The sequence below is a fragment of the Candidatus Pseudomonas auctus genome (genome assembly GCF_048654275.1).
GTDB classification, from domain to species: domain Bacteria; phylum Pseudomonadota; class Gammaproteobacteria; order Pseudomonadales; family Pseudomonadaceae; genus Aquipseudomonas; species Aquipseudomonas pharyngis.
Map to the genome: position 1 here is coordinate 18,254 of NZ_JBJYZK010000014.1, position 21,019 is coordinate 39,272.

Annotated in this window: 19 protein-coding genes; 4 read left to right on the forward strand and 15 right to left on the reverse strand. The window is 60.8% G+C overall.

The window, feature by feature from the left end; genetic code table 11:
- Positions 1–135 precede the first annotated feature (135 nt).
- Complete coding sequence (nhaA, locus tag ACKUG4_RS22355) at positions 136–1,323, reverse strand: Na+/H+ antiporter NhaA (RefSeq protein ID WP_440817266.1); 1,188 nt, start codon at positions 1,321–1,323, stop codon at positions 136–138.
- Between the two features lie 246 nt (positions 1,324–1,569).
- Here nhaA and ACKUG4_RS22360 point away from each other — a divergent pair, with 246 nt between their 5' ends.
- Positions 1,570–2,664 carry a PLP-dependent cysteine synthase family protein gene (locus ACKUG4_RS22360; RefSeq protein WP_445434851.1) on the forward strand — a complete coding sequence of 365 codons (1,095 nt, stop codon included), beginning with the start codon at positions 1,570–1,572 and terminating at the stop codon, positions 2,662–2,664.
- Between the two features lie 138 nt (positions 2,665–2,802).
- Here the strand turns inward: ACKUG4_RS22360 and ACKUG4_RS22365 are convergent, their stop codons facing one another.
- The 3 genes from ACKUG4_RS22365 to ACKUG4_RS22375 form a co-directional block, all read right to left on the reverse strand.
- The gene (locus ACKUG4_RS22365) at positions 2,803–4,416 is read right to left on the reverse strand and encodes an NAD(P)/FAD-dependent oxidoreductase (RefSeq protein WP_445434852.1); all 1,614 of its coding nucleotides are present in this window, start codon (positions 4,414–4,416) and stop codon (positions 2,803–2,805) included.
- Positions 4,417–4,511: 95 nt separating this feature from the next.
- Positions 4,512–5,165, reverse strand: a complete 654-nt coding sequence (locus tag ACKUG4_RS22370; RefSeq protein ID WP_064593947.1) for a COG3650 family protein — start codon at positions 5,163–5,165, stop codon at positions 4,512–4,514.
- A 59-nt stretch (positions 5,166–5,224) separates the two neighbouring features.
- Positions 5,225–5,824 carry a short chain dehydrogenase gene (locus ACKUG4_RS22375; protein WP_064593949.1) on the reverse strand — a complete coding sequence of 200 codons (600 nt, stop codon included), beginning with the start codon at positions 5,822–5,824 and terminating at the stop codon, positions 5,225–5,227.
- Between the two features lie 103 nt (positions 5,825–5,927).
- On the opposite strand from ACKUG4_RS22375, the gene ACKUG4_RS22380 reads away from it, so the two are divergent.
- On the forward strand, positions 5,928–6,836 hold the full coding sequence (locus ACKUG4_RS22380) for a LysR family transcriptional regulator (protein WP_375745773.1): 909 nt from the start codon (positions 5,928–5,930) through the stop codon (positions 6,834–6,836).
- Here the strand turns inward: ACKUG4_RS22380 and ACKUG4_RS22385 are convergent.
- The 9 genes from ACKUG4_RS22385 to ACKUG4_RS22425 form a co-directional block, all read right to left on the reverse strand.
- The gene (locus tag ACKUG4_RS22385; RefSeq protein ID WP_064593953.1) at positions 6,785–7,300 is read right to left on the reverse strand and encodes a DoxX family protein; all 516 of its coding nucleotides are present in this window, start codon (positions 7,298–7,300) and stop codon (positions 6,785–6,787) included. The two genes, ACKUG4_RS22380 and ACKUG4_RS22385, sit on opposite strands and share 52 nt — an antisense overlap.
- Positions 7,297–8,055, reverse strand: coding sequence for an HvfC/BufC N-terminal domain-containing protein (locus ACKUG4_RS22390; RefSeq protein WP_445434853.1), 759 nt, complete (start codon positions 8,053–8,055; stop codon positions 7,297–7,299). Before ACKUG4_RS22390 ends, ACKUG4_RS22385 begins: the two co-directional genes overlap by 4 nt.
- On the reverse strand, positions 8,052–8,939 hold the full coding sequence (bufB, locus tag ACKUG4_RS22395; protein WP_445434854.1) for an MNIO family bufferin maturase: 888 nt from the start codon (positions 8,937–8,939) through the stop codon (positions 8,052–8,054). Before bufB ends, ACKUG4_RS22390 begins: the two co-directional genes overlap by 4 nt.
- Before the next feature lie 25 nt (positions 8,940–8,964).
- Positions 8,965–9,270: a BufA1 family periplasmic bufferin-type metallophore gene (locus ACKUG4_RS22400; protein ID WP_445434855.1), complete on the reverse strand. Its 306-nt coding sequence runs from the start codon at positions 9,268–9,270 to the stop codon at positions 8,965–8,967.
- A 156-nt stretch (positions 9,271–9,426) separates the two neighbouring features.
- On the reverse strand, positions 9,427–10,128 hold the full coding sequence (locus ACKUG4_RS22405) for an ABC transporter ATP-binding protein (protein WP_003222380.1): 702 nt from the start codon (positions 10,126–10,128) through the stop codon (positions 9,427–9,429).
- Entirely contained in the window at positions 10,129–10,896 is a 768-nt protein-coding gene (livG, locus tag ACKUG4_RS22410; protein WP_007959160.1) for a high-affinity branched-chain amino acid ABC transporter ATP-binding protein LivG, read from the reverse strand.
- Positions 10,893–12,149 (reverse strand): high-affinity branched-chain amino acid ABC transporter permease LivM, encoded by a 1,257-nt coding sequence (locus ACKUG4_RS22415; RefSeq protein WP_039771392.1) that lies wholly within the window; start codon positions 12,147–12,149, stop codon positions 10,893–10,895. The genes livG and ACKUG4_RS22415 overlap by 4 nt, the downstream gene beginning before the upstream one ends.
- Positions 12,146–13,069, reverse strand: coding sequence for a high-affinity branched-chain amino acid ABC transporter permease LivH (gene livH, locus ACKUG4_RS22420; protein WP_007959165.1), 924 nt, complete (start codon positions 13,067–13,069; stop codon positions 12,146–12,148). Before livH ends, ACKUG4_RS22415 begins: the two co-directional genes overlap by 4 nt.
- Positions 13,070–13,300: 231 nt before the next feature.
- Positions 13,301–14,428 carry a branched-chain amino acid ABC transporter substrate-binding protein gene (locus ACKUG4_RS22425; RefSeq protein ID WP_039771394.1) on the reverse strand — a complete coding sequence of 376 codons (1,128 nt, stop codon included), beginning with the start codon at positions 14,426–14,428 and terminating at the stop codon, positions 13,301–13,303.
- 352 nt (positions 14,429–14,780) lie between these two features.
- Between ACKUG4_RS22425 and ACKUG4_RS22430 the strand changes: the two genes are divergently transcribed.
- On the forward strand, positions 14,781–15,086 hold the full coding sequence (locus tag ACKUG4_RS22430; protein ID WP_039771396.1) for a DUF2288 domain-containing protein: 306 nt from the start codon (positions 14,781–14,783) through the stop codon (positions 15,084–15,086).
- A 310-nt stretch (positions 15,087–15,396) separates the two neighbouring features.
- On the opposite strand, the gene ACKUG4_RS22435 is transcribed toward ACKUG4_RS22430, so the two are convergent.
- On the reverse strand, positions 15,397–17,598 hold the full coding sequence (locus tag ACKUG4_RS22435; RefSeq protein ID WP_039771398.1) for a hypothetical protein: 2,202 nt from the start codon (positions 17,596–17,598) through the stop codon (positions 15,397–15,399).
- A 198-nt stretch (positions 17,599–17,796) separates the two neighbouring features.
- On the opposite strand from ACKUG4_RS22435, the gene ACKUG4_RS22440 reads away from it, so the two are divergent.
- Complete coding sequence (locus ACKUG4_RS22440) at positions 17,797–18,693, forward strand: NAD(P)-dependent oxidoreductase (protein ID WP_163974132.1); 897 nt, start codon at positions 17,797–17,799, stop codon at positions 18,691–18,693.
- Here the strand turns inward: ACKUG4_RS22440 and ACKUG4_RS22445 are convergent.
- Complete coding sequence (locus ACKUG4_RS22445) at positions 18,584–20,866, reverse strand: putative bifunctional diguanylate cyclase/phosphodiesterase (RefSeq protein WP_445434856.1); 2,283 nt, start codon at positions 20,864–20,866, stop codon at positions 18,584–18,586. The two genes, ACKUG4_RS22440 and ACKUG4_RS22445, sit on opposite strands and share 110 nt — an antisense overlap.
- Positions 20,867–21,019: the final 153 nt, after the last annotated feature.

Genomic DNA, 21,019 nt, shown 5'->3' on the forward strand with positions numbered 1-21,019 from the left:
GTAAAAGAAAACCCCGATCAGGTGACTGGTCGGGGTTTTTTGTTGGTTTGCGGCATTAACAAAGCAGGAAAAGCGTGGCTGTAGGACTCGTCTCTAAAGACGTGGGGATTGTTCGCTACAGCGATCCACGGAGTATCAGGAAGGCAACGCGGTGTTCTTTCTGCTCGCCGCCAACGTCACCGCATAACCGATCAATGCCGCAAAAACCGAGCCGGTGAGAATGCCCATTCGGTCCATCCCGGCGTATTCACTGGCGCCCGGCACGAAGGCGAGGGAGCCGACAAACAGGCTCATGGTGAAGCCGATCCCGCAGAGGATCGCCACGCCCAGCACCTGGCCCCAGTTGGCGCCGTGGGGCAGGGCGGCGATGCCGATTTTTACGGCGAGCCAGGTCAGGCCGAACACGCCGAGAGTCTTGCCCAGCAGCAGGCCGACGGCGATGCCCATCGGGACGTGGTGGGTGAAGCTTTCGGCGGTCACGCCGGTCAGCGACAGGCCGGCGTTGGCGAAGGCGAACAGCGGCAGAATGCCGTAGGCGACCCACGGGTGCAGCGCGTGTTCGAGGGCCAATAGCGGCGAAGGCTCGGCATTCTTGGTGCGCAGCGGGATGCAGAACGCCAGGGTTACGCCGGCCAGCGTGGCGTGGACACCGCTCTTGAGCACGCAGACCCAGAGAATCAAACCAATGATCATGTACGGCCCGAGCTTGACCACCCCGAGCCGGTTCATCGCCACCAGCGCCGCGATGCACGCCGCCGCCAGGCCCAGCGACAGGGTCGACAACTCACCGGAGTAGAAGATCGCAATGATCACGATGGCACCGAGGTCATCGATGATCGCCAGGGTCATCAGGAACAGCTTCAGCGACACCGGCACGCGCTTGCCGAGCAAGGCCAGTACGCCGAGGGCGAAGGCGATGTCGGTGGCGGTCGGAATCGCCCAGCCATCGAGGGCGGCCGGGTTGTCGCGGTTGAGGAACCAGTAGATCAGTGCCGGCACCAGCATGCCGCCGATCGCCGCCGCACCGGGCAGGACGATCTGCGACGGCTTGGACAACTGACCGTCGAGGACTTCGCGCTTCACTTCCAGGCCGATCAGCAGGAAGAACAGCGCCATCAGGCCGTCGTTGATCCACAGCAGCAGAGGCTTGGCGATTTTCAATGCGCCGATCTGCGCCACCACCGGGGTGTCGAGCAGGCCGTTGTACAACCACGACAGCGGCGAGTTGTTGATGATCAGAGCCAGGATGGCCGCGGCGATCAGTAACAGACCGCTGGCAGCTTCCAACTGAAAGAAACGCGTGAAAGTGCTACGCAGAGGCAAGGTCGCTCTCCATCGATAAAGTCAAAAGGTGGCACACCCTAACCCGTACCGTTAGTTGTTAAAACAAAAGTTATATTCTTTTTTGTTATATATGGTTACAGGCATCGGCCCCCACGTGCAGGAGAGCCTAGCAGTTGCCCAAGGGATTGAAGTTCAGCTGTATCTGTCGGTGCCGTAGGTTTTTTCCTAAGCTTGGGGGCTGAGCCTGTAAAGGCACTTCTGCCCGATTCAACGAGAACGACAGCCATGAGCGACAACCGACAGTGGGCCCGCGAAGCCATCCGGATTATCGAAGCGGACTTCCAGCGCAGCGCCGACACCCACCTGATCCCCTTGCCGCTGCCGGGGTTTCCGGGCATCGAGTTGTATTTCAAGGATGAATCCAGCCACCCGACCGGCAGCCTCAAGCACCGGCTGGCCCGTTCGCTGTTTCTCTACGCCTTGTGTAACGGCTGGCTCAAGCCCGGCGCACCGGTGATCGAGGCGTCCAGCGGTTCGACGGCGATTTCCGAAGCGTATTTCGCGCGGATGCTCGGTCTGCCATTTATTGCGGTGATGCCGGCGACCACCTCCAAGGAGAAGATTGCGCAGATTGCGTTCTACGGTGGCCAGAGTCATCTGGTGGACGATCCGACGCAAATCTACGCCGAATCCGAACGCCTGGCCCGCGAACACGACGGGCACTTCATCGACCAGTTCACCTACGCCGAACGCGCCACCGACTGGCGGGCGAACAACAATATCGCCGAGTCGATCTTCCAGCAGATGCGCTACGAACAGCATCCATGCCCGGCCTGGCTGATTTCCAGCCCCGGCACCGGCGGCACCACCGCGACCCTCGGGCGTTACGTGCGTTATCGCCAGCACTGCACCCGCGTGCTGTGCGCTGATGCCGAGCGTTCGGTGTTTTTCGACTACTACCAGACTGGCGACGCCAGCCTGCGTCTGGACCACGGTTCGCGGATCGAGGGGATCGGCCGGCCACGGGTGGAAGCGTCGTTCCTGCCGAAGGTGATCGATGCGATGGTCAAGGTGCCGGATGCGTTGTCGCTGGCGGCCATGCATTACCTGGCGCAGCGTCTGGGCCGGCATGTCGGCGGGTCGAGCGGCACTAACCTGATCGGCGCATTGATGGCGGCGCAGCAGATGAAAGCGGCGGGGGAGTCGGGCTCGATCGTGGCGATTCTGTGCGATGGCGGCGAGCGGTATGCCGACACCTATTACGATCAGGACTGGCTGAAGGCGCAAGGGTATGAATTGAGTGGGTTGATCGAAGCGGTGACCGCGAGTGCCGAGCGCGGTGAGCCGCTGCCTGATTCAGTCCTGCGCGCCAATATCTAAAGCCGAGTGCTGAGACCAATGTGGGAGCGAGCCTGCTCGCGAAGGCGTCATCTCATTCAACATCATCGTTGTCTGAAATACCGCTTTCGCGAGCAGGCTCGCTCCCACAGGGTTTTGTGTTAAGTCAGCTAATGATGATCAGGCTTCGAGGCCGAGAATGTCACGCGCCACGGCTTCAGCAATCCGAATCCCGTCCACACCCGCCGACAGAATCCCGCCCGCATAACCCGCGCCTTCACCGGCCGGGAACAGACCTTTGACGTTCATGCTCTGCAGCGTCTCGTTACGCGTGATGCGCAGCGGCGACGAGGTGCGGGTCTCGATCCCGGTCAGCACCGCATCGTGCAGCGAATAACCGCGAATCTGCTTCTCGAACGCCGGCAACGCTTCGCGAATGGCTTCGATGGCGAAGTCCGGCAGGGCCAGGGCCAGATCGCCCAGTGCCACGCCCGGTTTGTACGAGGGTTCGACTTCGCCCAGTTCGGTCGAAGGAATGTCGTTGATGAAGTCGCCGACCAGTTGCGCCGGCGCCTTGTAGTCGCTGCCGCCAAGGATGAAGGCGTGGGACTCCAGACGTTCCTGCAGCTCGATCCCGGCCAGCGGGCCGCCTGGATAGTCGACTTCCGGGGTGATGCCGACGACGATGCCGGAGTTGGCGTTGCGCTCGTTACGCGAGTACTGGCTCATGCCGTTGGTGACCACGCGGTTCGGCTCGGAAGTCGCCGCCACCACGGTGCCGCCCGGGCACATGCAGAAGCTGTAGACCGAACGGCCGTTCTTGGCGTGGTGCACCAGTTTGTAGTCGGCGGCGCCCAACTTGGGGTGGCCGGCGTACTTGCCGAGGCGCGCACGGTCGATCAGCGACTGCGGGTGTTCGATGCGAAAACCCACCGAGAACGGCTTGGCTTCCATGAACACGCCACGGCTGTGGAGCATGCGGAACGTGTCGCGGGCACTGTGGCCCAGCGCCAGGATCACGTGTCTGGAGTGCAGGATTTCGCCGCTGGCCAGCTCGACGCCGACCAGTTGGCCGTCTTCGATCAGCACGTCGGTGACGCGTTCCTGGAAGCGCACTTCACCGCCCAGGGCGCGGATCTCTTCGCGCATGGTCTCGACCATGCCGGTCAGACGGAACGTACCGATGTGCGGTTTGCTGACGTAGAGGATTTCTTCCGGCGCGCCGGCCTTGACGAACTCGTGCAGAACCTTGCGGCCGAGGAATTTCGGATCCTTGATCTGGCTGTACAGCTTGCCGTCGGAGAACGTGCCCGCGCCGCCTTCGCCGAACTGCACGTTGGACTCGGGGTTGAGCACACTTTTGCGCCACAGGCCCCAGGTGTCCTTGGTGCGCTGGCGCACTTCGGTGCCGCGTTCAAGGATGATCGGCTTGAAGCCCATCTGCGCCAGCAGCAGGCCGGCGAAGATCCCGCATGGGCCAAAACCGACCACGATCGGGCGCTGGCTCAGGTCGCTCGGCGCCTGGCCGACGAATTTGTAGCTGACATCCGGCGCCACGTTGACGTTACGGTCGTCGGCGAACTTGCCCAGCACTTTGGCCTCGTCGCGCACTTCGAGGTCGATGGTGTAGATGAAGCACAGTTCGGAGGACTTTTTGCGCGCATCGTAGCTGCGCTTGAACAAGGTGAAATCGAGCAGGTCATCGCTGGCAATGCCCAAGCGTTGCACGATGGCAGCGCGCAGGTCTTCGTCGGGATGGTCGATCGGCAGCTTGAGTTCGGTGATTCGTAACATGACAGGATCCGGTTCGCGGGGCGCACAACTGCGCCAGGGCGTTTGAAGGCGGCGATTATAAGCCGCATCGGCCGGATCCCGTGAGGGTAAAACGATCAGTCGTTACGCGAACCGCCGAAATACCCGCAACCGCGCTGTACCTGGCCGTCGATACGCAACTCGGCGCTCATGTGCTGCACGCTGCCGGTGCTGCTGTCGACGCAGCGCTGCGGCGCCACCCACAATTCGATGCGCTGGTTGTTGGCTTCGCTGCTGAGGTTGAAGCGGCCATCGCCCAGTTGTTCTTCGACGTAAGGCACGGCGAGCGGCGGCTGGCCTTCGCGGTCGATGACCAGGCCCTTGCCGCTGACCTTGACGTTCCATTCCGGGCCATGACCGGCGGCGCGCAGGATCAACTGTTTGAAGTTGGGATCGTCGCAGGCAGTGCCGGAGCGTTCGACGCGATAGAGCTGAGTCAGGTCGAGGCGGTCGCCGGCGATCTTCCCGCGCACGTCGGCGAACAGCTTGCCTTGCTCATCGGCCAGGGTGGCGGCCTCTTGCAGGACGCTGGTGCCGCCGATGTCATTGACTACGTATTGGCGCTGCTCGCCGCAGGCCTGGAACACCAGTTTGCCGTCGGCAGCGGTCAGTTGCCCCTGCATCCGCGTCTGGCCGACGTGGGAGGCGCTTTCCCGCGCGCCATCGAACAACTGGCACGCGGCAAACAACGGGAGCAGGGCAACAACGATCAGGGAACGGGCAACACGCATCTTTGGCTCTCCAGACAAGTGCCGTCACGTTACGCAGGCTGACCGTTCATCACAAGGGTTTAGCCCACGTGAAACGTCTGACCTGTCTGCAAGCCTTCGACACTTTTGGCGTAGGCCAATGCCACATCCGCCGCAGGAACCGGCTTGTAGCCACGGAAGTATGGGGCGTAGCTGCCCATGGCTTCGACCAGCACGGTCGGGCTGATCGAGTTTACGCGCAGACCGCGTGGCAGTTCGATGGCGGCGGCCCGCACGAAGCTGTCCAGCGCGCCGTTGACCAGTGCAGCCGAGGCGCCGCTGCGGATCGGATCGTGACTGAGTACGCCGGTGGTGAAGGTGAACGAGGCGCCGTCGTTGGCGAATTCGCGGCCAATCAGCAGCAGATTGACCTGGCCCATCAACTTGTCTTTCAGGCCGAGGGCGAAGCTGTCCTCGGTCATGTCACCCAGCGGGGCGAAGGTTACGTTGCCGGCGGCGCAGACCAGCGCGTCGAACTTGCCGGTCTGTTCGAACAGCTTGCGAATCGATGCGCTGTCGCTGATATCCACCTGATAATCGCCGCTGCTGCGACCGATACGAATGACTTCATGACGCTGCGACAGCTCTTTGTCCACGGCCGAACCGATGGTGCCGCCCGCGCCGATCAACAGAATTTTCATCGTGATTGCCTCAAGTGATTGAACGAGGTTTCAGTCTAGAGTGGTTTTTTCTGCGGATAAGCGCACTAATGGGCAACCTTTGGTTTTCAATTGGAAACAATCCATGAGCGAGATGGATGATCTGGCGGCGTTCGCGGTGTTGATCGAGGCCGGCAGCTTTACCCTGGCGGCGCAGCAACTGGGGTGCAGCAAGGGACAGTTGTCCAAGCGCATCAGTCAGCTGGAGGCGCGGTTTTCCGTGGTGTTGCTGCAACGCACCACGCGTCGGCTGAGCCTCACGGCGGCCGGTGCGGCATTGTTGCCACAGGCTCAGGCGCTTGTCGTCCAGGTTGAAAGAGCGCGTCAGGCATTGGCGCGATTGAAGGACGACATGGCCGGCCCGGTGCGTATGACCGTTCCGGTGTCGCTGGGAGAAACCTTCTTCGATGGCCTGTTGCTGGATTTCTCGCAGAAATACCCCGAGGTGCAGATCGAACTGGAGCTGAACAACAGCTACCGCGACCTGTCCCGCGACGGCTTCGATCTGGCGATCCGCACTGAAGTCGCCAATGATGAGCGACTGGTGGCCAAGCCGCTGCTGGCCTGGCAGGAAATGACCTGCGCCAGCCCTGACTATCTGGAGCGCTTTGGCGAACCGCTGACACCGCAGGCATTGGCCGAGCACCGTTGTCTGCTCAACAGTCATTACAGCGGTCGCGAGGAATGGCTCTATCACCAACAGCACGAACTGCTGCGGGTGCGGGTGTCGGGACCGTTCGCCAGCAATCACTACAACCTGTTGAAGAAAGCCGCATTGGCCGGCGCCGGGATCGCTCGCCTGCCGTCCTACCTGTTGCAGGCGGAACTGGCTGACGGCCGATTGCGCTGGCTCCTTCGCGATTTTCAGACCCGCCGCATGCCGATGTATCTGGTGCATCCGTATCAGGGCGGGCTACCGAAACGCACTCAGGTACTGGCGGATTACCTGATCGGCTGGTTCAAACTCAGCGGCGAAGCGCTGGACCGGTTGTAGTGCCGGGCGATCAGGTGATCGATCGACACTTTTCCCGGCCCGGTGGCCATCAGGTACAGCAACACCGCCATCCAGGTGCCGTGGGTCGGGTAGGCATCCGGATACACGAACAGTTGAATGGTCAGGGTCATGCCCAGCAACGCCAGCGCCGAAAAGCGCGTGGCGAAGCCGATGAGGATCAGGATCGGGAAAAAGTGTTCGGCGAACGCTGCCAGGTGCGCGGCGATTTCCGGCGACAGCAGCGGCACGTGGTATTCGCTCTTGAACAGTGGAATCGTCGAGTCGGCCAGACGCGGCCAGCCGAACTCGAAGGTGCCATCGATCAGGTCGACGGCCAGCCCTTCGACCTTGGTCTGCCCGGATTTCCAGAACACCGCTGCGATGGAAAAACGCGCGATGAAGGCGATCAGGCTGTGAGGGATTTTTTCCAGCAGCGCGATGGCGCGGACAATGAGGCTGTTCATGACGACACCTTTGGATGGAAATGAGTGATGACTTGGCGACTGATCAGCAGGGCGAGGGTCTGGCTGAGGTCGAAGGCCTCGGCGGATTCCAGCGCCTGGGTCAGTGACAGGCCGGTCTTGAGCTGGCGAATAAATTGACTGGCGCCGCGATCCACGGCGAACACCTCGACCTCCAGTTCATTGCGCAGGATCAGCGCGTGTTGGGCGTGGTTGAGATCGATCCCGGCCAGGGTCGCGTCGTGCTGATGCGCGGCCCAGATGTCCACCACGGCGAAGTTTGAATCGAGCAGATGCAGCGAAGGGTGCAGGCCGATGCGCAGTTCATTCAGCGCATCGGCGTCTGCGAATACGGCCGCGATCCGCTCCTGACTCAGAGGCAACGCATCGGCCGCGTGATAGGCCAGCGTACGCAGGCGTTCCAGTCGCGCGACATCGGCCAGGTAAGGAACGCTCGAGGCTGGTTCGAAGCCGCTGATGAAATCCGCCAGCTCACTGCCGTAGTCACTCATCAACGGACTGTGTGGCGGATGGCTTTGCACGAAAACTCCGACCATGGCCCGAAAGAATTCGTCACCCACCAACTGCATCACCACGGGATAGCTGTCGGCCAGTGCGTTGATCAACGAGCTCTGAACATTGTTGCGGTACACCGCGAAACGGCTGGCTGGATCGGCGCCGTTGGCGCTGCACAAACCGTCGGGGCAGGGCAGGTCGGTATCGAGCAACGCTGCGCTGAACGCGGCTTGAGTGCTCATGGCCGACCTCCCGCGAACAGCAACAGCTCGTCGGCCTGCTGCGCTTCCGCCAACAGCACCTTGAAGGCCGGCACCTGATTGTCCCGTTCGATCAGCGTCGCCACCGGGCCGACACGTTCCAGCGCTAGCCGGTACAGCGACCAGACCGCTTGATCGATCGGCGCGCCGTGATCGTCGATCAGCAAGCGATCACCGAGGCTGTCGGCATCTTCGGCAAACCCCGCCAGATGAATTTCGCTCACTGCATGCAGCGGCAGGGCATCGAGGTAAGTCAGGGGATCGCGCTGATGGTTGATGCATGAGACGTAGACATTGTTCACGTCCAGCAACAGACCGCAGCCAGTGCGCTGGATGACTTCGCGGATGAAGTCCGCTTCGTCGATGGTCGAGCGCTCGAATGCCAGGTAGGTCGCCGGGTTTTCCAGCAGCATCGGACGTTTGAGGGTGCTTTGTACCTGGTCGATGTGGTCGCAGACGCGGTTCAGCGTCGGCGTGTCGTAGGCCAGGGGCAACAAGTCATTGAGAAACACCGGTCCATGGCTCGACCAGGCCAGGTGTTCGGAAAAGGAGTGGGGTTGATAGCGCTCGATCAGCGCCGCCAGGCGTTTGAGGTGCTGGACATCCAGCGGGCCTTCGGCACCGATGGACAGCCCGACCCCATGCAGCGACAGCGGATACGCCTCGCGGATCAAACCCAGAAAGTGGTGAAACGGTCCGCCGGCCACCATGTAGTTTTCGGCGTGGACTTCGAAGAAACCGATGTCCGGACGTGAGTCGAGCACTTCGCTGAAGTGCTCGCTCTTGAGCCCCAGCCCGGCACGGGACGGGAGCCCGGTGAGGGCTGCCCGAGTGCGGCGCAAGGCATGGTCGCAGGATGTGATCATGATCGACACTCGGGCGGCTCCCGGATCAGGACTTGGCTTTGAACGCTTCGAGCTGACCGAAACCGGTCGGCGAGGTTTTGCTTTCGGTGGTGGTGCAGGTGCCTTTCGGAACCAGCTTCCAGGCGTTGGCCTGATAATCCATTTTCGCGGTGCCGGCACAGGTGGTGCCCGCGCCTGCGGCGCAATCGTTCTTGCCTTTCATGGCCACGCCGAAGCATTTTTCCATGTTGTCGTCAGCGGCGTGGGCGGTGGAGACGGCAGCGATGCTCAGGGCGGAACCGAGGGCCAGAACCAGGGCGGTGGCGGACAGGGTGCGGGTGGTAGCAGTCATGATGTTTCTCCGGTTTGAACTTGGGTTTGAACAAGCGATTGCGCTTGCTTGCCCCACTAGAGAAACGACTCGGCGATGCGTTACAGCGATCAGTAAAAGTTTTTTTGCCGGGCACAAAAAAAACGGCCCGAAGGCCGTTTTTTTTGAAGCGATCGATCAACCGCCGAGGTACGCCTCGCGCACTTTCGGGTCGGTCAGCAGCGCTTCACCAGTGCCTTGCATCACCACCCGGCCGTTCTCCAGAACGTAGGCGCGGTCGGCGATTTTCAGCGCCTGGTTGGCGTTCTGTTCGACCAGGAACACCGTCACACCGTCCTTGCGCAGCTGTTCGATGATGTCGAAGATCTGCTGGATGATGATCGGTGCCAGGCCCAGCGACGGCTCGTCGAGCAGCAGCAGTTTCGGCTTGCTCATCAGCGCACGGCCGATGGCGAGCATTTGCTGTTCGCCGCCGGACATGGTGCCGCCGCGCTGGTTGAAGCGTTCTTTCAGGCGTGGGAAAAGTCCGAGAACCTTGTCCATCTGTTCCTGATAGTCGCCCTTGTCGGTGAAGAATCCGCCCATGGACAGGTTTTCTTCGACGGTCAGACGGGCAAACACTCGACGGCCTTCCGGCACCACGGCAATGCTCTTGCGCATGATCTGCGACGAGTCCTGGCCGACCAGTTCCTCACCCATGTAGCGGATGCTGCCGCTGTGGGCCTGCGGCGAACCGCAGAGCGTCATCAGCAGCGTGGACTTGCCGGCACCGTTGGCGCCGATCAGGGTCACGATCTCGCCCTGGCGGACTTCGACGTTGACGCTGTGCAGCGCCTGGATCTTGCCGTAGAAGGTGGAAACGTTTTCGAACTGCAGCATTTACGCTTCCCCCAGGTAGGCTTTGATCACTTCAGGATTGTCGCGGATCTGCTCCGGCGTGCCGTCGGCCAGGGGCGTGCCCTGGTTGATCACGACGATGTGGTCGGAAATGCTCATGACCAGTTTCATGTCGTGTTCGATCAGCAGCACGGTCACGTTGTGCTCTTCACGCAGCACGCTGATCAGCGCCTTGAGGTCTTCGGTTTCCTTCGGGTTCAGACCGGCGGCCGGTTCGTCGAGCATGAGGATCCGCGGACGGGTCATCATGCAGCGGGCGATTTCCAGGCGACGCTGCTGACCGTAAGCCAGGGTGCCGGCAGGGCGGTTGGCGAACTCTTTGAGGTTGACCTTTTCCAGCCAGTACTCGGCGAACTCCATGGCCTCGCGCTCGCTCTTGCGAAACGCCGGGGTCTTGAACAGGCCGGACAGGAAGTTGGTGTTCAGGTGACGGTGCTGGGCGATCAACAGGTTCTCGACCGCCGTCATGTCCTTAAACAGGCGCACGTTCTGGAAGGTGCGCACCACGCCTTTGAGGGCGATCTTGTGGCCCGGCAGGCCGTGGATCGGCTCGCCGTCCAGCAGGATGCTGCCGCCCGATGGCTGGTAGAAACCGGTCAGGCAGTTGAACACGGTGGTCTTGCCCGCGCCGTTCGGCCCGATCAGTGCAACCACCTGTTTCTCTTTGACGGTCAGGGCCACGCCGTTGACCGCCAGCAGGCCGCCGAAGCGCATGCTCAGATTTTCGACTTTCAGGATCTCGCGGCTCATTTGCGCAGCTCCATGTGAGGACGTTGCATGGGCAGCAGACCTTGAGGTCGCCAGATCATCATCAGCACCATCAGGGCGCCGAACATCAACATGCGGTACTCACTGAACTCACGCATCATTTCCGGCAGCAGGATCATCACCACGGCCGCGAGAATCACGCCCAACTGCGAGCCCATGCCACCCAGCACCACGATGGCGAGGATGATGGCGGACTCGATGAAGGTGAACGATTCCGGCGTCACCAGACCCTGACGGGCGGCGAAGAAGCTGCCGGCGAAACCGGCGAAGCTCGCGCCCAGGGTAAACGCCGAGAGCTTGATCACGGTCGGGTTGAGACCCAGCGCGCGGCAGGCGATTTCATCTTCACGCAGTGCTTCCCACGCACGGCCGATCGGCATGCGCAGCAGGCGGTTGATGATGAACAGCGCCGCCAGCGCCAGCAGCAGGGCGACCAGGTAGAGGAAGATCACCTTGTTGATCGAGTTGTATTGCAGGCCGAAATACTCATGGAAGGTTTGCAGGCCTTCCGCAGCCTTGCGTTCGAAGGTCAGGCCGAAGAACGTCGGTTTCTCGATGTTGCTGATGCCGTTCGGGCCGCCGGTGATGTCGGTCAGGTTACGCAGGAACAGGCGAATGATTTCCCCGAAGCCCAGGGTCACGATCGCCAGGTAGTCGCCGCGCAGACGCAACACCGGGAAGCCGAGCAGGAAGCCGAACGTCGCCGCCATCAGGCCGGCAATCGGCAGGCAGATCCAGAAGCTCAGGCCGTAGTAGTGCGACAGCAGCGCGTAGCTGTAGGCGCCGACGGCGTAGAAACCGACGTAACCCAGGTCGAGCAGACCGGCCAGACCGACCACGATGTTCAGGCCCAGGCCGAGCATCACGTAGATCAGGATCAGCGTCGCGATGTCCACCGCGCCACGGGAGCCGAAGAACGGCCACACCAGCGCACCGATGATCAGCGCGATGATGAAGTAGCGCTGGGTGGAAGGCAGGGTCAGGAAGTTGCTGGCCTTGGCCGGGATCAGCGGCATGCCCGGCGACGAACGCCACGCCTTGCTGATCTGCTGGTTGAACAGCACCCGCAGGAACATCAGCACCGAGCAGATGGCGATGGTCGCCAGAATGGCCGGGCTGGTGTTGTGCACTTCCAGGTTGATGCCGACGATGGTCAGTTTCAGACCCAGTACCGGATAGGCCACGGCCCAGACCAGCAAGGCGCTGAACAGCGCCTGTTTAAGATTCCTAGTCATACTTTCTCAACCTCCGGACGGCCCAGAATGCCGGTCGGACGGAACAACAGCACCAGAACCAACAAGCCGAAAGCCACGACGTCCTTGTACTGGTCGCCGAAGATATCGGCGCCAAAGGCTTCCGCTACCCCGAGCACCAGCCCGCCGAGCATCGCGCCGGGGATGCTGCCGATCCCGCCCAGTACCGCGGCGGTGAAGGCCTTGAGGCCGACGAGGAAACCGGCGTTCGGGTTGATCACGCCGTATTGCATGCTCAGCAGCACGGCCGCGACGGCCGCCAGCGCAGCACCGATGACGAAGGTCAGGGCGATGATGTTGTTGGTGTTGATGCCCAGCAGGTTGGCCATCTTGATATCTTCGGCACAGGCGCGGCACGCGCGGCCCAGGCGAGAGCGGGAGATGAACAGCGTGAGGCCGAGCATGGCGATCAGGGTCACCACGAACACCACGATTTGCATGTAGGAAATCAGCACTTCATGTGCGCCACCCGGGCCGAAGGCGAAGTTGCCCGGAATCAGGTTGGGGATTGCTTTGTCCTTGGAGTCTTGCGCCAGCAGAACCGTGTTCTGCAGGAAGATCGACATACCGATCGCGGAAATCAGCGGGATCAGACGGTTGCTACCGCGCAACGGGCGGTAGGCAATGCGTTCGATGCTGTAACCGTAGGAACTGGTGACGACGATGCTGGCGATGAACGCCACGGTCATCAGCAGCGGGACGCTTTCGAGTCCCATCATGGTCAGCCCGGCGATGGCGATGAACGCCACGTAGGAACCGATCATGTACACCTCGCCGTGGGCGAAGTTGATCATTCCAATGATGCCGTAGACCATCGTGTAGCCGATGGCGATCAGGGCATACATGCTGCCAACGTTCAAGCCGTTAACCAGCTGTTGGAAGAAGTGATAGATGTCAGGCATTACAGCGCTCCTAAAAACCTGATACGCATTTCACTGGTGGAGTCATTTTCCCGCCCGGTCCCGTGGATCTATATCCACTTCGAATCCGGGTTTTGCCAGCGAACCGCTGATGACGGTTTTGAGATTTTCAGGTGGGGAGACTGGCGGATCACGCCAGCGCGGCCCAATACATTCGTAAAACAAAGCCCACGGCACGCCGTGGGCTTTATTGGCAGTCAGTCAGGCAGCGCCTTACTGAGGCGACACTTCGGTTTTAGGTTTGCCGTTGTGCCACTCGTAAACCACGAATTTGAAGTCCTTCAGGTCGCCCTTGTCGTCGAAGCTCAGGTCGCCGGTAGGTGTCTTGAAGGTGCCTTTGTGGATGGCTTCAGCCACCTTGGCAGCATCTTCGGACTTGGCAGCCTTGATACCTTCGGCAATCACTTCAACGGCCGAGTAGGACGGGAACACGAACGGACCGCTCGGGTCTTCTTTCTTGGCCTTGAATGCATCGGCCAGGGCCACGTTGGCCGGATCCTGGTCGAAGGATTTCGGCAGGGTCACCAGCAGGCCTTCGGACGCGTCCTTGGCGATCTGGGTGATCGAGTCGTTACCCACGCCTTCCGGACCCATGAATTTGGCTTTCAGGCCTTTTTCCTGGGCTTGACGCAGGATCAGGCCCAGCTCCGGGTGGTAGCCGCCGTAGTAGACGAAGTCGACGTTGGCTTGCTTGAGCTTGGCGATGATCGCGGAGAAGTCCTTGTCGCCGGCGTTGACGCCTTCGAACACGGCAACCTTGGTGCCTTTCTTCTCGAGGGTGGATTTGACGGCGGTGGCGATGCCTTCACCGTACTGCTGCTTGTCGTGCAGCACGCCGACGATTTTCGGTTTCACGTGATCGGCAATGTAGTTACCGGCGGCAGGGCCCTGGGCGCTGTCCAGACCGATGGTGCGGAAGACCATTTTGTAACCACGGTTGGTGATGTCCGGGCTGGTGGCAGCCGGGGTGATCATGATCACGCCTTCGTCTTCGTAGATGTCCGAAGCAGGCTGGGTGGAGCTGGAGCACAGGTGACCGACCACGAATTTGACGCCGTCGTTGACGACCTTGTTCGCGACCGCTACCGCTTGTTTGGGATCGCAGGCGTCATCGTATTCAACGGCTTCGAGCTTCTTGCCGTCGACGCCGCCCTTGGCGTTGATCTGCTCGATGGCCATTTTCGCGCCACTGAACTGCATGTCGCCGTACTGGGCTACTGGACCGGTTTTAGGGCCGGCGATACCGATCTTGATGGTGTCAGCTGCGAACGAATGGCTGGCAACCCCGGCCAGAACCATAGCGGCAAACAGTTTGGAAATCTGCTTAGTAGCCTTAGTCATAGTGCTCCACTCTTACTGTTGTATTTTTTTAGAGTCCTGACGCCGTAGCAGCAGAACCGGGACAGATATCTGGGCGATACCCTCCGGAAAAGCCCCCGGCAACTGTACCGGTACAGTGTAGAGCGCCGGTTGTTGGCCTGGGAAGCTGGCGCCAGGGGGCAAAACCTGAGGGTGTCGCTTTAATGAAAGAAAAAGACAGAATTGCGGCGGGACGTTCAGAGGGCTTATGCCCCAATCATCAGCATTCCTTGGCGTTCCTGCTCTTTTCGTTCGGTACGGCCTTTTGCAACCGGGTTTTTCTGCCGGACCACCGACGTTATCATTCGCGCCGATTTCTTTTCCGGACAGTCCCATGAATCAAGAACCTAGCACCCTCTATGCCAAGCTGCTTGGTGAAACCGCATCTATTACCTGGAAAGAGTTGGAGCGCTTCTATGCCCAGGGTGCCCTATTGTGGGTCGACGCCGGCCTGGATTTGATCGCGGTCGCCGAGGCCGTGGCATCGGATCAGGGCGAGAAAGTCGCTGCCTGGCTGGCCGAAGACAAGGTCGCCAAGCTGTCTGAAACGCGGGCGCTGGATATCTTCGAGCGTGATCCCGAGATGTGGGCGGTGGTAGTCCGGCCGTGGATCCTGATCCAGGAAAGGGCAGCGACCTGACGGGTTGCACCTTGTTGGTGCGGGCGCTGACCGGCAAAAAGTGTGTAGCGGAGTAGCGTGATGGCCGATTGCCGTAGAGAAATGCCACAGGCGGGGGTGGCATAACGGTGACGTAAACGTAACGGGCACAGTTTATTGAGCAGCCTGACGGCTGCTTAATTGTTTCGGGATGTTGGAAAGGCTGAAATCTTCAGTGAATTAGCGGGCCTCTTCGCGAGCAAGCCCGCTCCCACAGGGGAATGCATTCCAAATGTGGGAGCGGCGGTGCGACGATTCGACTTGCTCGCGAATGGGGCGACTCGGGTCTGGATCAGACCGAGTAAGACTTGCCAGTGTGGTTATTGAGGGAAATAACCTTGGTCTTGCCGATCCGGTGACGGTAGATCTCGCGCAGGTACTTGATCGACTTCTTCACGCAATCGCGCGACAGGCGAATGTCATTGATCGAGACGAACTTCTCTTTGTCGTTGATCAACTCGCGGTACTTCTTCTCGTACATCGGCTTGATCGCGTACCAGTTGGTATCGAGGATCTTCGCCGGGTTCTCGAATTCGTTGAGCAGGTCGTCGATGCGGTCCTCATCGAACTCTTCCTGAATGATGAAATCGAGGATCGAGTTGTCCAGGGTCTCGTCGAAACGGTACGGCGTCTTGGCAAAGCAACGCTTGATGAACGCCACGATCAGCGTCAGGAAGTCGTCCGACAGGCACGGGCTCTTGGCGATCAGGGTGGTCAGCGACAGGTTGGCCGAGGCGCCGATCACCAGCGCGTAGCGTTTGAGCGTGGTGTTGGGGAACAGGCTGTTGAGGTGAGTCTTCAACCGGTTCAGGTCCATGTACGACAGCTTGTAGTCTTTCGGCAGCGAAACGATCGAGACCACCGACGAGCAGTTCTTGAAGAAGTGCAGGTCGTGCAGCGCAGCCGCGTCGTAGCCGGAGTTCTTGTATTGCTCGAGCGAGGCGCGATAACGCTTGGACTCGATCGGCAGCAGGCTGATGCCTTCGATGGCCTGGGTCACTTTATTGAAGTGCGGCAGGTCGATCGAGCGGAAAAACAGGTCGTCGATGTTCAGGCGCTGCGGCTCTTTGTCGAACACCTTGAACTTGTCGCTGCTCGGAGGCGGGGTTTCCGGCACCACGGATTCGGCGTAGGCAATCGCCACCGGGCCGGCCAGACTCATGAACAGGTCGTTGGCGTCCAGGCGAATGGTCTCGCCGATGTCGATGCCGGCGCGACGGAAATAGTTCTGGTCGTAGTCGGTCGTGACCGCCTGGGCCGTCAGAATGTTGAAGATCTGCTGCGAGATGTATTGGTTGGCGTGCTTCTCCATCGCATTGACATCAATGTTCTGGATGTTGCCGTCATCGCTCTCTTCGGCGTAACGCATGATGTCGTTGGAAATCAGCATCATCGCGTTCCATGGGCGGATACGGCCCATGACGCTGGCTTCGCTGCTGTCTTCGTTGGCGAAGTTGTACGAGAAATCCCATTCTTCCGAGAGGTATTTGCACAGCAGGCGGCCGGCGTTGATGTGCAGCGCCTCGGACATTTCGCTGCGGTGGTCGGAAATGTTCGGCAGCACGCAGATGCCGCTGGTGAAGATCGGTTCGAACACGAAGGAATGACCGCTCTTGCCGTCATGCTCGTCCATCGGCTTGGTGTCGAACGTCTTGTTCATGTACGAGTGCTGCTGGGCCAGGCCGAATTCCGAGGCCATGCCCGAACCGGTACCGCCGCCGGCACTGAAGATCGAGAAATACAGGCGCGACTGGTTGGCCTTGATGCCGCAGCTGTCGATCAGGTACGAGTGGATCATTTTCCAGTCAGGGCTGGAGAAACGCTGGGTGTCCTTGTTGAGGATGATCTTCGCCAGGTACTGGCCGAGGATCGGCGCGTTACCGGCGCCACCGGCGTGGACTTCGGACAAGTCCATGATCTTCATCTTGCTGTAGTCGCGCAGGAAACCGCTTTTTTCGCCCTTGCGCGAGAAACGGATACGCCCGGCAATGTCCTTGTCGAGGTCGCCGAGCATCACCAGCGGCTCCACCAGGAACACCGGTTTGGTCGACTTGTTCGGGCCGATCCGCAGGTTCTGCTTGATCCACTGGGCCGGGCTGTAGCCTTTGTCGGAGGCCAGGCGACGGTCAGCCGCGCGATCTTCGCTGTTGAATTCGTTGAGGTAGAACTTGCGCGCGTTGTACACCAGCTCCGCCACGTCGAGGGCGATGTTGGAGCCGCAGCGACCGAGGCCGATCAGGCACACCGACGGGAATTCCTGATCGTTGTGCTGTTCGTTGTCGCCTTCCAGGTGCGGCGGGCGCGGGAACACCAGGTCACGCAGGCCATCGAGGTTGTCGAGGATGCGGTCGGTATTGGTTTCGGTGAAGTACAGGTATTGCTGGGTGCCCAGCGGGCGCGAGGGGGGCAATGGCTTCATCGGGGCAGGGCTGTTCGCCGCAGGGCTCAGAGTCAGATCGGATACCGCAGTGGCCGGATTGTTTTTAGAAGTCATTGAGCGCCATCTACCTGGACTGGTTGGTTCAACGACCGCTGTCGTCGAACCTCACGGAATGGGAATCTCGCGTCTTTTTCTTGCGCGTGTTTGGCCCGTGCGTCAGGGGGTATGACCTGAGTGCCGCGCGGGGGAATCCTTTCCTGATTGATGATGGATCGGCCATTATTCGGCGATCTTTAATCAAAAGGAGGCTAAATGATGTCAACGCGACCTTCGTTGGGTTTTGCCGGAATCGGCCTGATGGGCCTGCCGATGTGCCGCCGTCTGCTGGCCGCCGGTTACCCGCTGACCGTGTGGAACCGCAACCCGGCCAAGTGCGCGCCGCTGGTCGAGGCCGGCGCCCGGCAGGTGGCGACTCCCGCCGAACTCTGTGAGCAGGCTGACGTGGTGATGCTGTGCCTGGCCGACACGGCGGTGGTGCGCGAAGTGGTGTTCGGTCCGGCCGGCGTGGCTGAGGGGGCGAAACCCGGTCAGTTGCTGGTGGATTTTTCCAGCCTCGAACCGACGGCCACCCGTGAAATGGCCGCCGAACTGGCCGACAAGACAGGCATGGCCTGGCTCGATTCGCCGGTGTCCGGCGGGGTGGTCGGCGCCGAAGCCGGCAGCCTGGCGATCATGGTGGGCGGTGATGCAGCGGATCTTGATCGCGTACGACCGGTACTGCTCGAACTCGGGCAGCGCGTCACGCACATGGGGGGCGTCGGCGCCGGTCAGGTGACCAAGGCCTGCAATCAGATGATCGTCGCCTGCAACGCTTTGGTGATCGCCGAAGTGGTGGCGCTGGCCGAGCAGGCCGGGGTCGATGCCAGCCTGATTGCCGAAGCGCTGGCCGGTGGTTTTGCCGATTCGAAACCGTTGCAGATCCTCGCCCCGCAAATGGCCGAAAGCCGTTTCGAGCCGGTGAAGTGGCACGTGCGCACGCTGCTCAAGGATCTGGATACCGCGGTTAAGTTTTCCCGGGAAACCGGTTCGGCCACACCGATCAGCGGATTGGCCGCACAACTGATGCGCCTGCATGGGGCACAAGGCTTTTTGCAGAAGGATCCAGCGACACTGGTGCAAATGTACCGCGCGCCAGACTCAGCGGATTGAGCGTGCGCGCGTGTTTGCGCTGGTTGATTTCCTCCAGTACCGGGCGTAGTTCGGCCAGTGGCACCGGACGGCTGAGCAGGTAGCCCTGAATGAAGTCGCAGCCCGAGCGCTCGAGGAATTCGTATTGCTCCAGGCTTTCGACGCCTTCGGTGACCACCTGCAAATGCAGGGTGTGCGCCATGACGATGATCGCCTGGACGATTTCCATGTCGGCGGTGGCTTTGGGAATATCGAGGATGAACGAGCGGTCGACCTTCAGGGTGTTGAGCGGCAGGCGCTTGAGATAGGCCAGCGACGAATAGCCGGTGCCGAAGTCGTCGATCGACAATGACACGCCGAGGGCGCGGATCTGCCGCAGCAGCACCAGGGTGTTGGCGATGTTGCCCATCAAGGCGTTTTCGGTGACCTCCAGTTCCAGCCGTTCCGGGGCGACCCCGGCGCTGCGCAAGGCGTGCTCGATTTCATTGGCCAGCTCTTCCCGGGCCAGATTCAGCGGTGAGCAGTTCCAGGCGATCTTCAGCTCTTCACAGCCATGGCGCGACAGTTCGCCGAGGTCTTCACAAGCCTTGCGCAGAACCCAGTTGTCGAGCTCGGCAATCAGGCCGTTGTTTTCGGCGATGGCAATGAAGCGATCCGGGGTGAGCAGGCCGTGCACCGGGTGCTGCCAGCGGATCAGCGCTTCAAGCTTGGTGACCTTGCCGGTCTTGAGTTCGAAGATCGGCTGGTAATACAGCATCAACCCGTCCTCTCCGCGCAGGGCATGGCGCAGTTCTTCCTCCAGTTGCAGCTCGAAGCTGGCGCGGTTTTTCAGGTTGGAATCGAAAAAATGCACGCCGTTGCGCCCGGCGCCTTTGGATTGGTACAGCGCCAGATCCGCATGCTTGAGCAGTTCATCGCAGGTCGAGCCGTCCTCGGGAAACAGGCTGATGCCGATGCTGGTGGTCATCACCATGCGTCGTCCGGCAAGTTCGATCGGTTCTTTCATCTTGAGCATGATGCGCTGGGCCAGATTGCGCGCTTCTTCGCGGTCGCGCAGGCCGATGAGGATGCAGAACTCGTCGCCGCCGAATCGCGCCACCACGTCTTCATGGCTGCGCACCGAGCCCTTGATGTGCTGGGCGATGACCTTGAGCAGTTCGTCGCCGGCGTCATGGCCGAGGCTGTCGTTGATGCGTTTGAAGTGGTCGATGTCGAGGAACATCACCGCCAGCATCCCGCCTTCGCTGGATTTCTGACTGAGTTTTTCGGCGAAGATCTGATTGAAACCGCGTCGGTTGATCAGGTTGGTCAGGGCGTCGTAGTTGGCCACGTGCTGCAGCGACATGCGCGCCTGATCAAGCTGGCTGAGCAGGGCGTTGACCCGGCGCAGATCGTGTTCCTTGTTCTGCAGCTTCTTGTCGGCCAGCGCGGCGCTGATCGCGCTGCCCAGGATCAGCAACGTGATCAGTGCGACGGTGAGACCCAGTTGCAGGTGACTGGATTGCGGCGCCAGGGTCGGCAATTGCCCCTCGGGCAGCACCAGTTGCAGCGCCGCCATGCCGGTGAAATGCATGCTGAGGATGCCGGCGCCGAGAATCAGCGCGGCCAGGTATTTGAGCATCTGGATGTGCAGGCCACTGCCTTCGCGCAAGTTGCCGGCAACCCACAACGCCGCGAAGCTGGCGCCGATGGCGATCACGATCGACGACAGGAACAGGGTGGGCTCGTAGTAGGCCGTGGCGGCGGATTCGATGGCGGCCATGCCGACGTAATGCATGCCGGCGATGCCGAGGCCGATGACGATGGCGGTCTTGAGGTACTGCAGCAGGTTCGGTTGGGGCGTGCTCAGGGTGTGCATCGCCAGCCAGGACGCCAGTAACGCGATCACCAGGGAAAACAGGGTCACGGGCAGGTCGTACTGGATGTCGATCGGCGCCTGGAACGCCAGCATGCTGATGAAGTGCATCGCCCAGATGCCGCCGGCCAGGCAGGTTGCGCCGATCCAGCGCCACAGGCGTTGCGAACCGGGCTCTTCAGCGTGGGCGACCCGTTCGGCCATGTCGAGGGTGGCAAAACTCGCGGCGCAGGCAACCAGATAGGCCACCAGCACCAACAGGGGATTGTGTGTGCAATTGAGGATGACCTGCCCGCTCTCCGGCTGCTCGGCAACAAATTGCAAACCAAGCCACTCCATAGCATGCCCCGTCTCTGAATACGTCCTTACTGCGTCATCAACGCAGGCGAATGTTTGCAGTATAGAGGCGGTTTTTGCCGTGCAAGCGGTAGTGGCACATTGGCGCTAATGATTTCGGCATTAGCGTCATAGCGATTGGCTCTAAGCGTTGAA

Bases quoted from the DNA above. Each gene is read 5' to 3' on its own strand.
- ACKUG4_RS22430 (WP_039771396.1), top strand. From the start codon at position 14,781: ATGAATCAAGAACCTAGCACCCTCTATGCCAAGCTGCTTGGTGAAACC.
- livG (WP_007959160.1), bottom strand. From the start codon at position 10,896: ATGAGCCGCGAGATCCTGAAAGTCGAAAATCTGAGCATGCGCTTCGGC.
- ACKUG4_RS22405 (WP_003222380.1), bottom strand. From the start codon at position 10,128: ATGCTGCAGTTCGAAAACGTTTCCACCTTCTACGGCAAGATCCAGGCG.
- ACKUG4_RS22390 (WP_445434853.1), bottom strand. From the start codon at position 8,055: ATGAGCACTCAAGCCGCGTTCAGCGCAGCGTTGCTCGATACCGACCTG.
- ACKUG4_RS22385 (WP_064593953.1), bottom strand. From the start codon at position 7,300: ATGAACAGCCTCATTGTCCGCGCCATCGCGCTGCTGGAAAAAATCCCT.
- ACKUG4_RS22360 (WP_445434851.1), top strand. From the start codon at position 1,570: ATGAGCGACAACCGACAGTGGGCCCGCGAAGCCATCCGGATTATCGAA.
- ACKUG4_RS22400 (WP_445434855.1), bottom strand. From the start codon at position 9,270: ATGACTGCTACCACCCGCACCCTGTCCGCCACCGCCCTGGTTCTGGCC.
- ACKUG4_RS22380 (WP_375745773.1), top strand. From the start codon at position 5,928: ATGAGCGAGATGGATGATCTGGCGGCGTTCGCGGTGTTGATCGAGGCC.
- ACKUG4_RS22365 (WP_445434852.1), bottom strand. From the start codon at position 4,416: ATGTTACGAATCACCGAACTCAAGCTGCCGATCGACCATCCCGACGAA.
- ACKUG4_RS22425 (WP_039771394.1), bottom strand. From the start codon at position 14,428: ATGACTAAGGCTACTAAGCAGATTTCCAAACTGTTTGCCGCTATGGTT.
- ACKUG4_RS22440 (WP_163974132.1), top strand. From the start codon at position 17,797: ATGATGTCAACGCGACCTTCGTTGGGTTTTGCCGGAATCGGCCTGATG.
- ACKUG4_RS22445 (WP_445434856.1), bottom strand. From the start codon at position 20,866: ATGGAGTGGCTTGGTTTGCAATTTGTTGCCGAGCAGCCGGAGAGCGGG.
- ACKUG4_RS22415 (WP_039771392.1), bottom strand. From the start codon at position 12,149: ATGACTAGGAATCTTAAACAGGCGCTGTTCAGCGCCTTGCTGGTCTGG.
- bufB (WP_445434854.1), bottom strand. From the start codon at position 8,939: ATGATCACATCCTGCGACCATGCCTTGCGCCGCACTCGGGCAGCCCTC.
- livH (WP_007959165.1), bottom strand. From the start codon at position 13,069: ATGCCTGACATCTATCACTTCTTCCAACAGCTGGTTAACGGCTTGAAC.
- ACKUG4_RS22370 (WP_064593947.1), bottom strand. From the start codon at position 5,165: ATGCGTGTTGCCCGTTCCCTGATCGTTGTTGCCCTGCTCCCGTTGTTT.
- ACKUG4_RS22375 (WP_064593949.1), bottom strand. From the start codon at position 5,824: ATGAAAATTCTGTTGATCGGCGCGGGCGGCACCATCGGTTCGGCCGTG.
- ACKUG4_RS22435 (WP_039771398.1), bottom strand. From the start codon at position 17,598: ATGACTTCTAAAAACAATCCGGCCACTGCGGTATCCGATCTGACTCTG.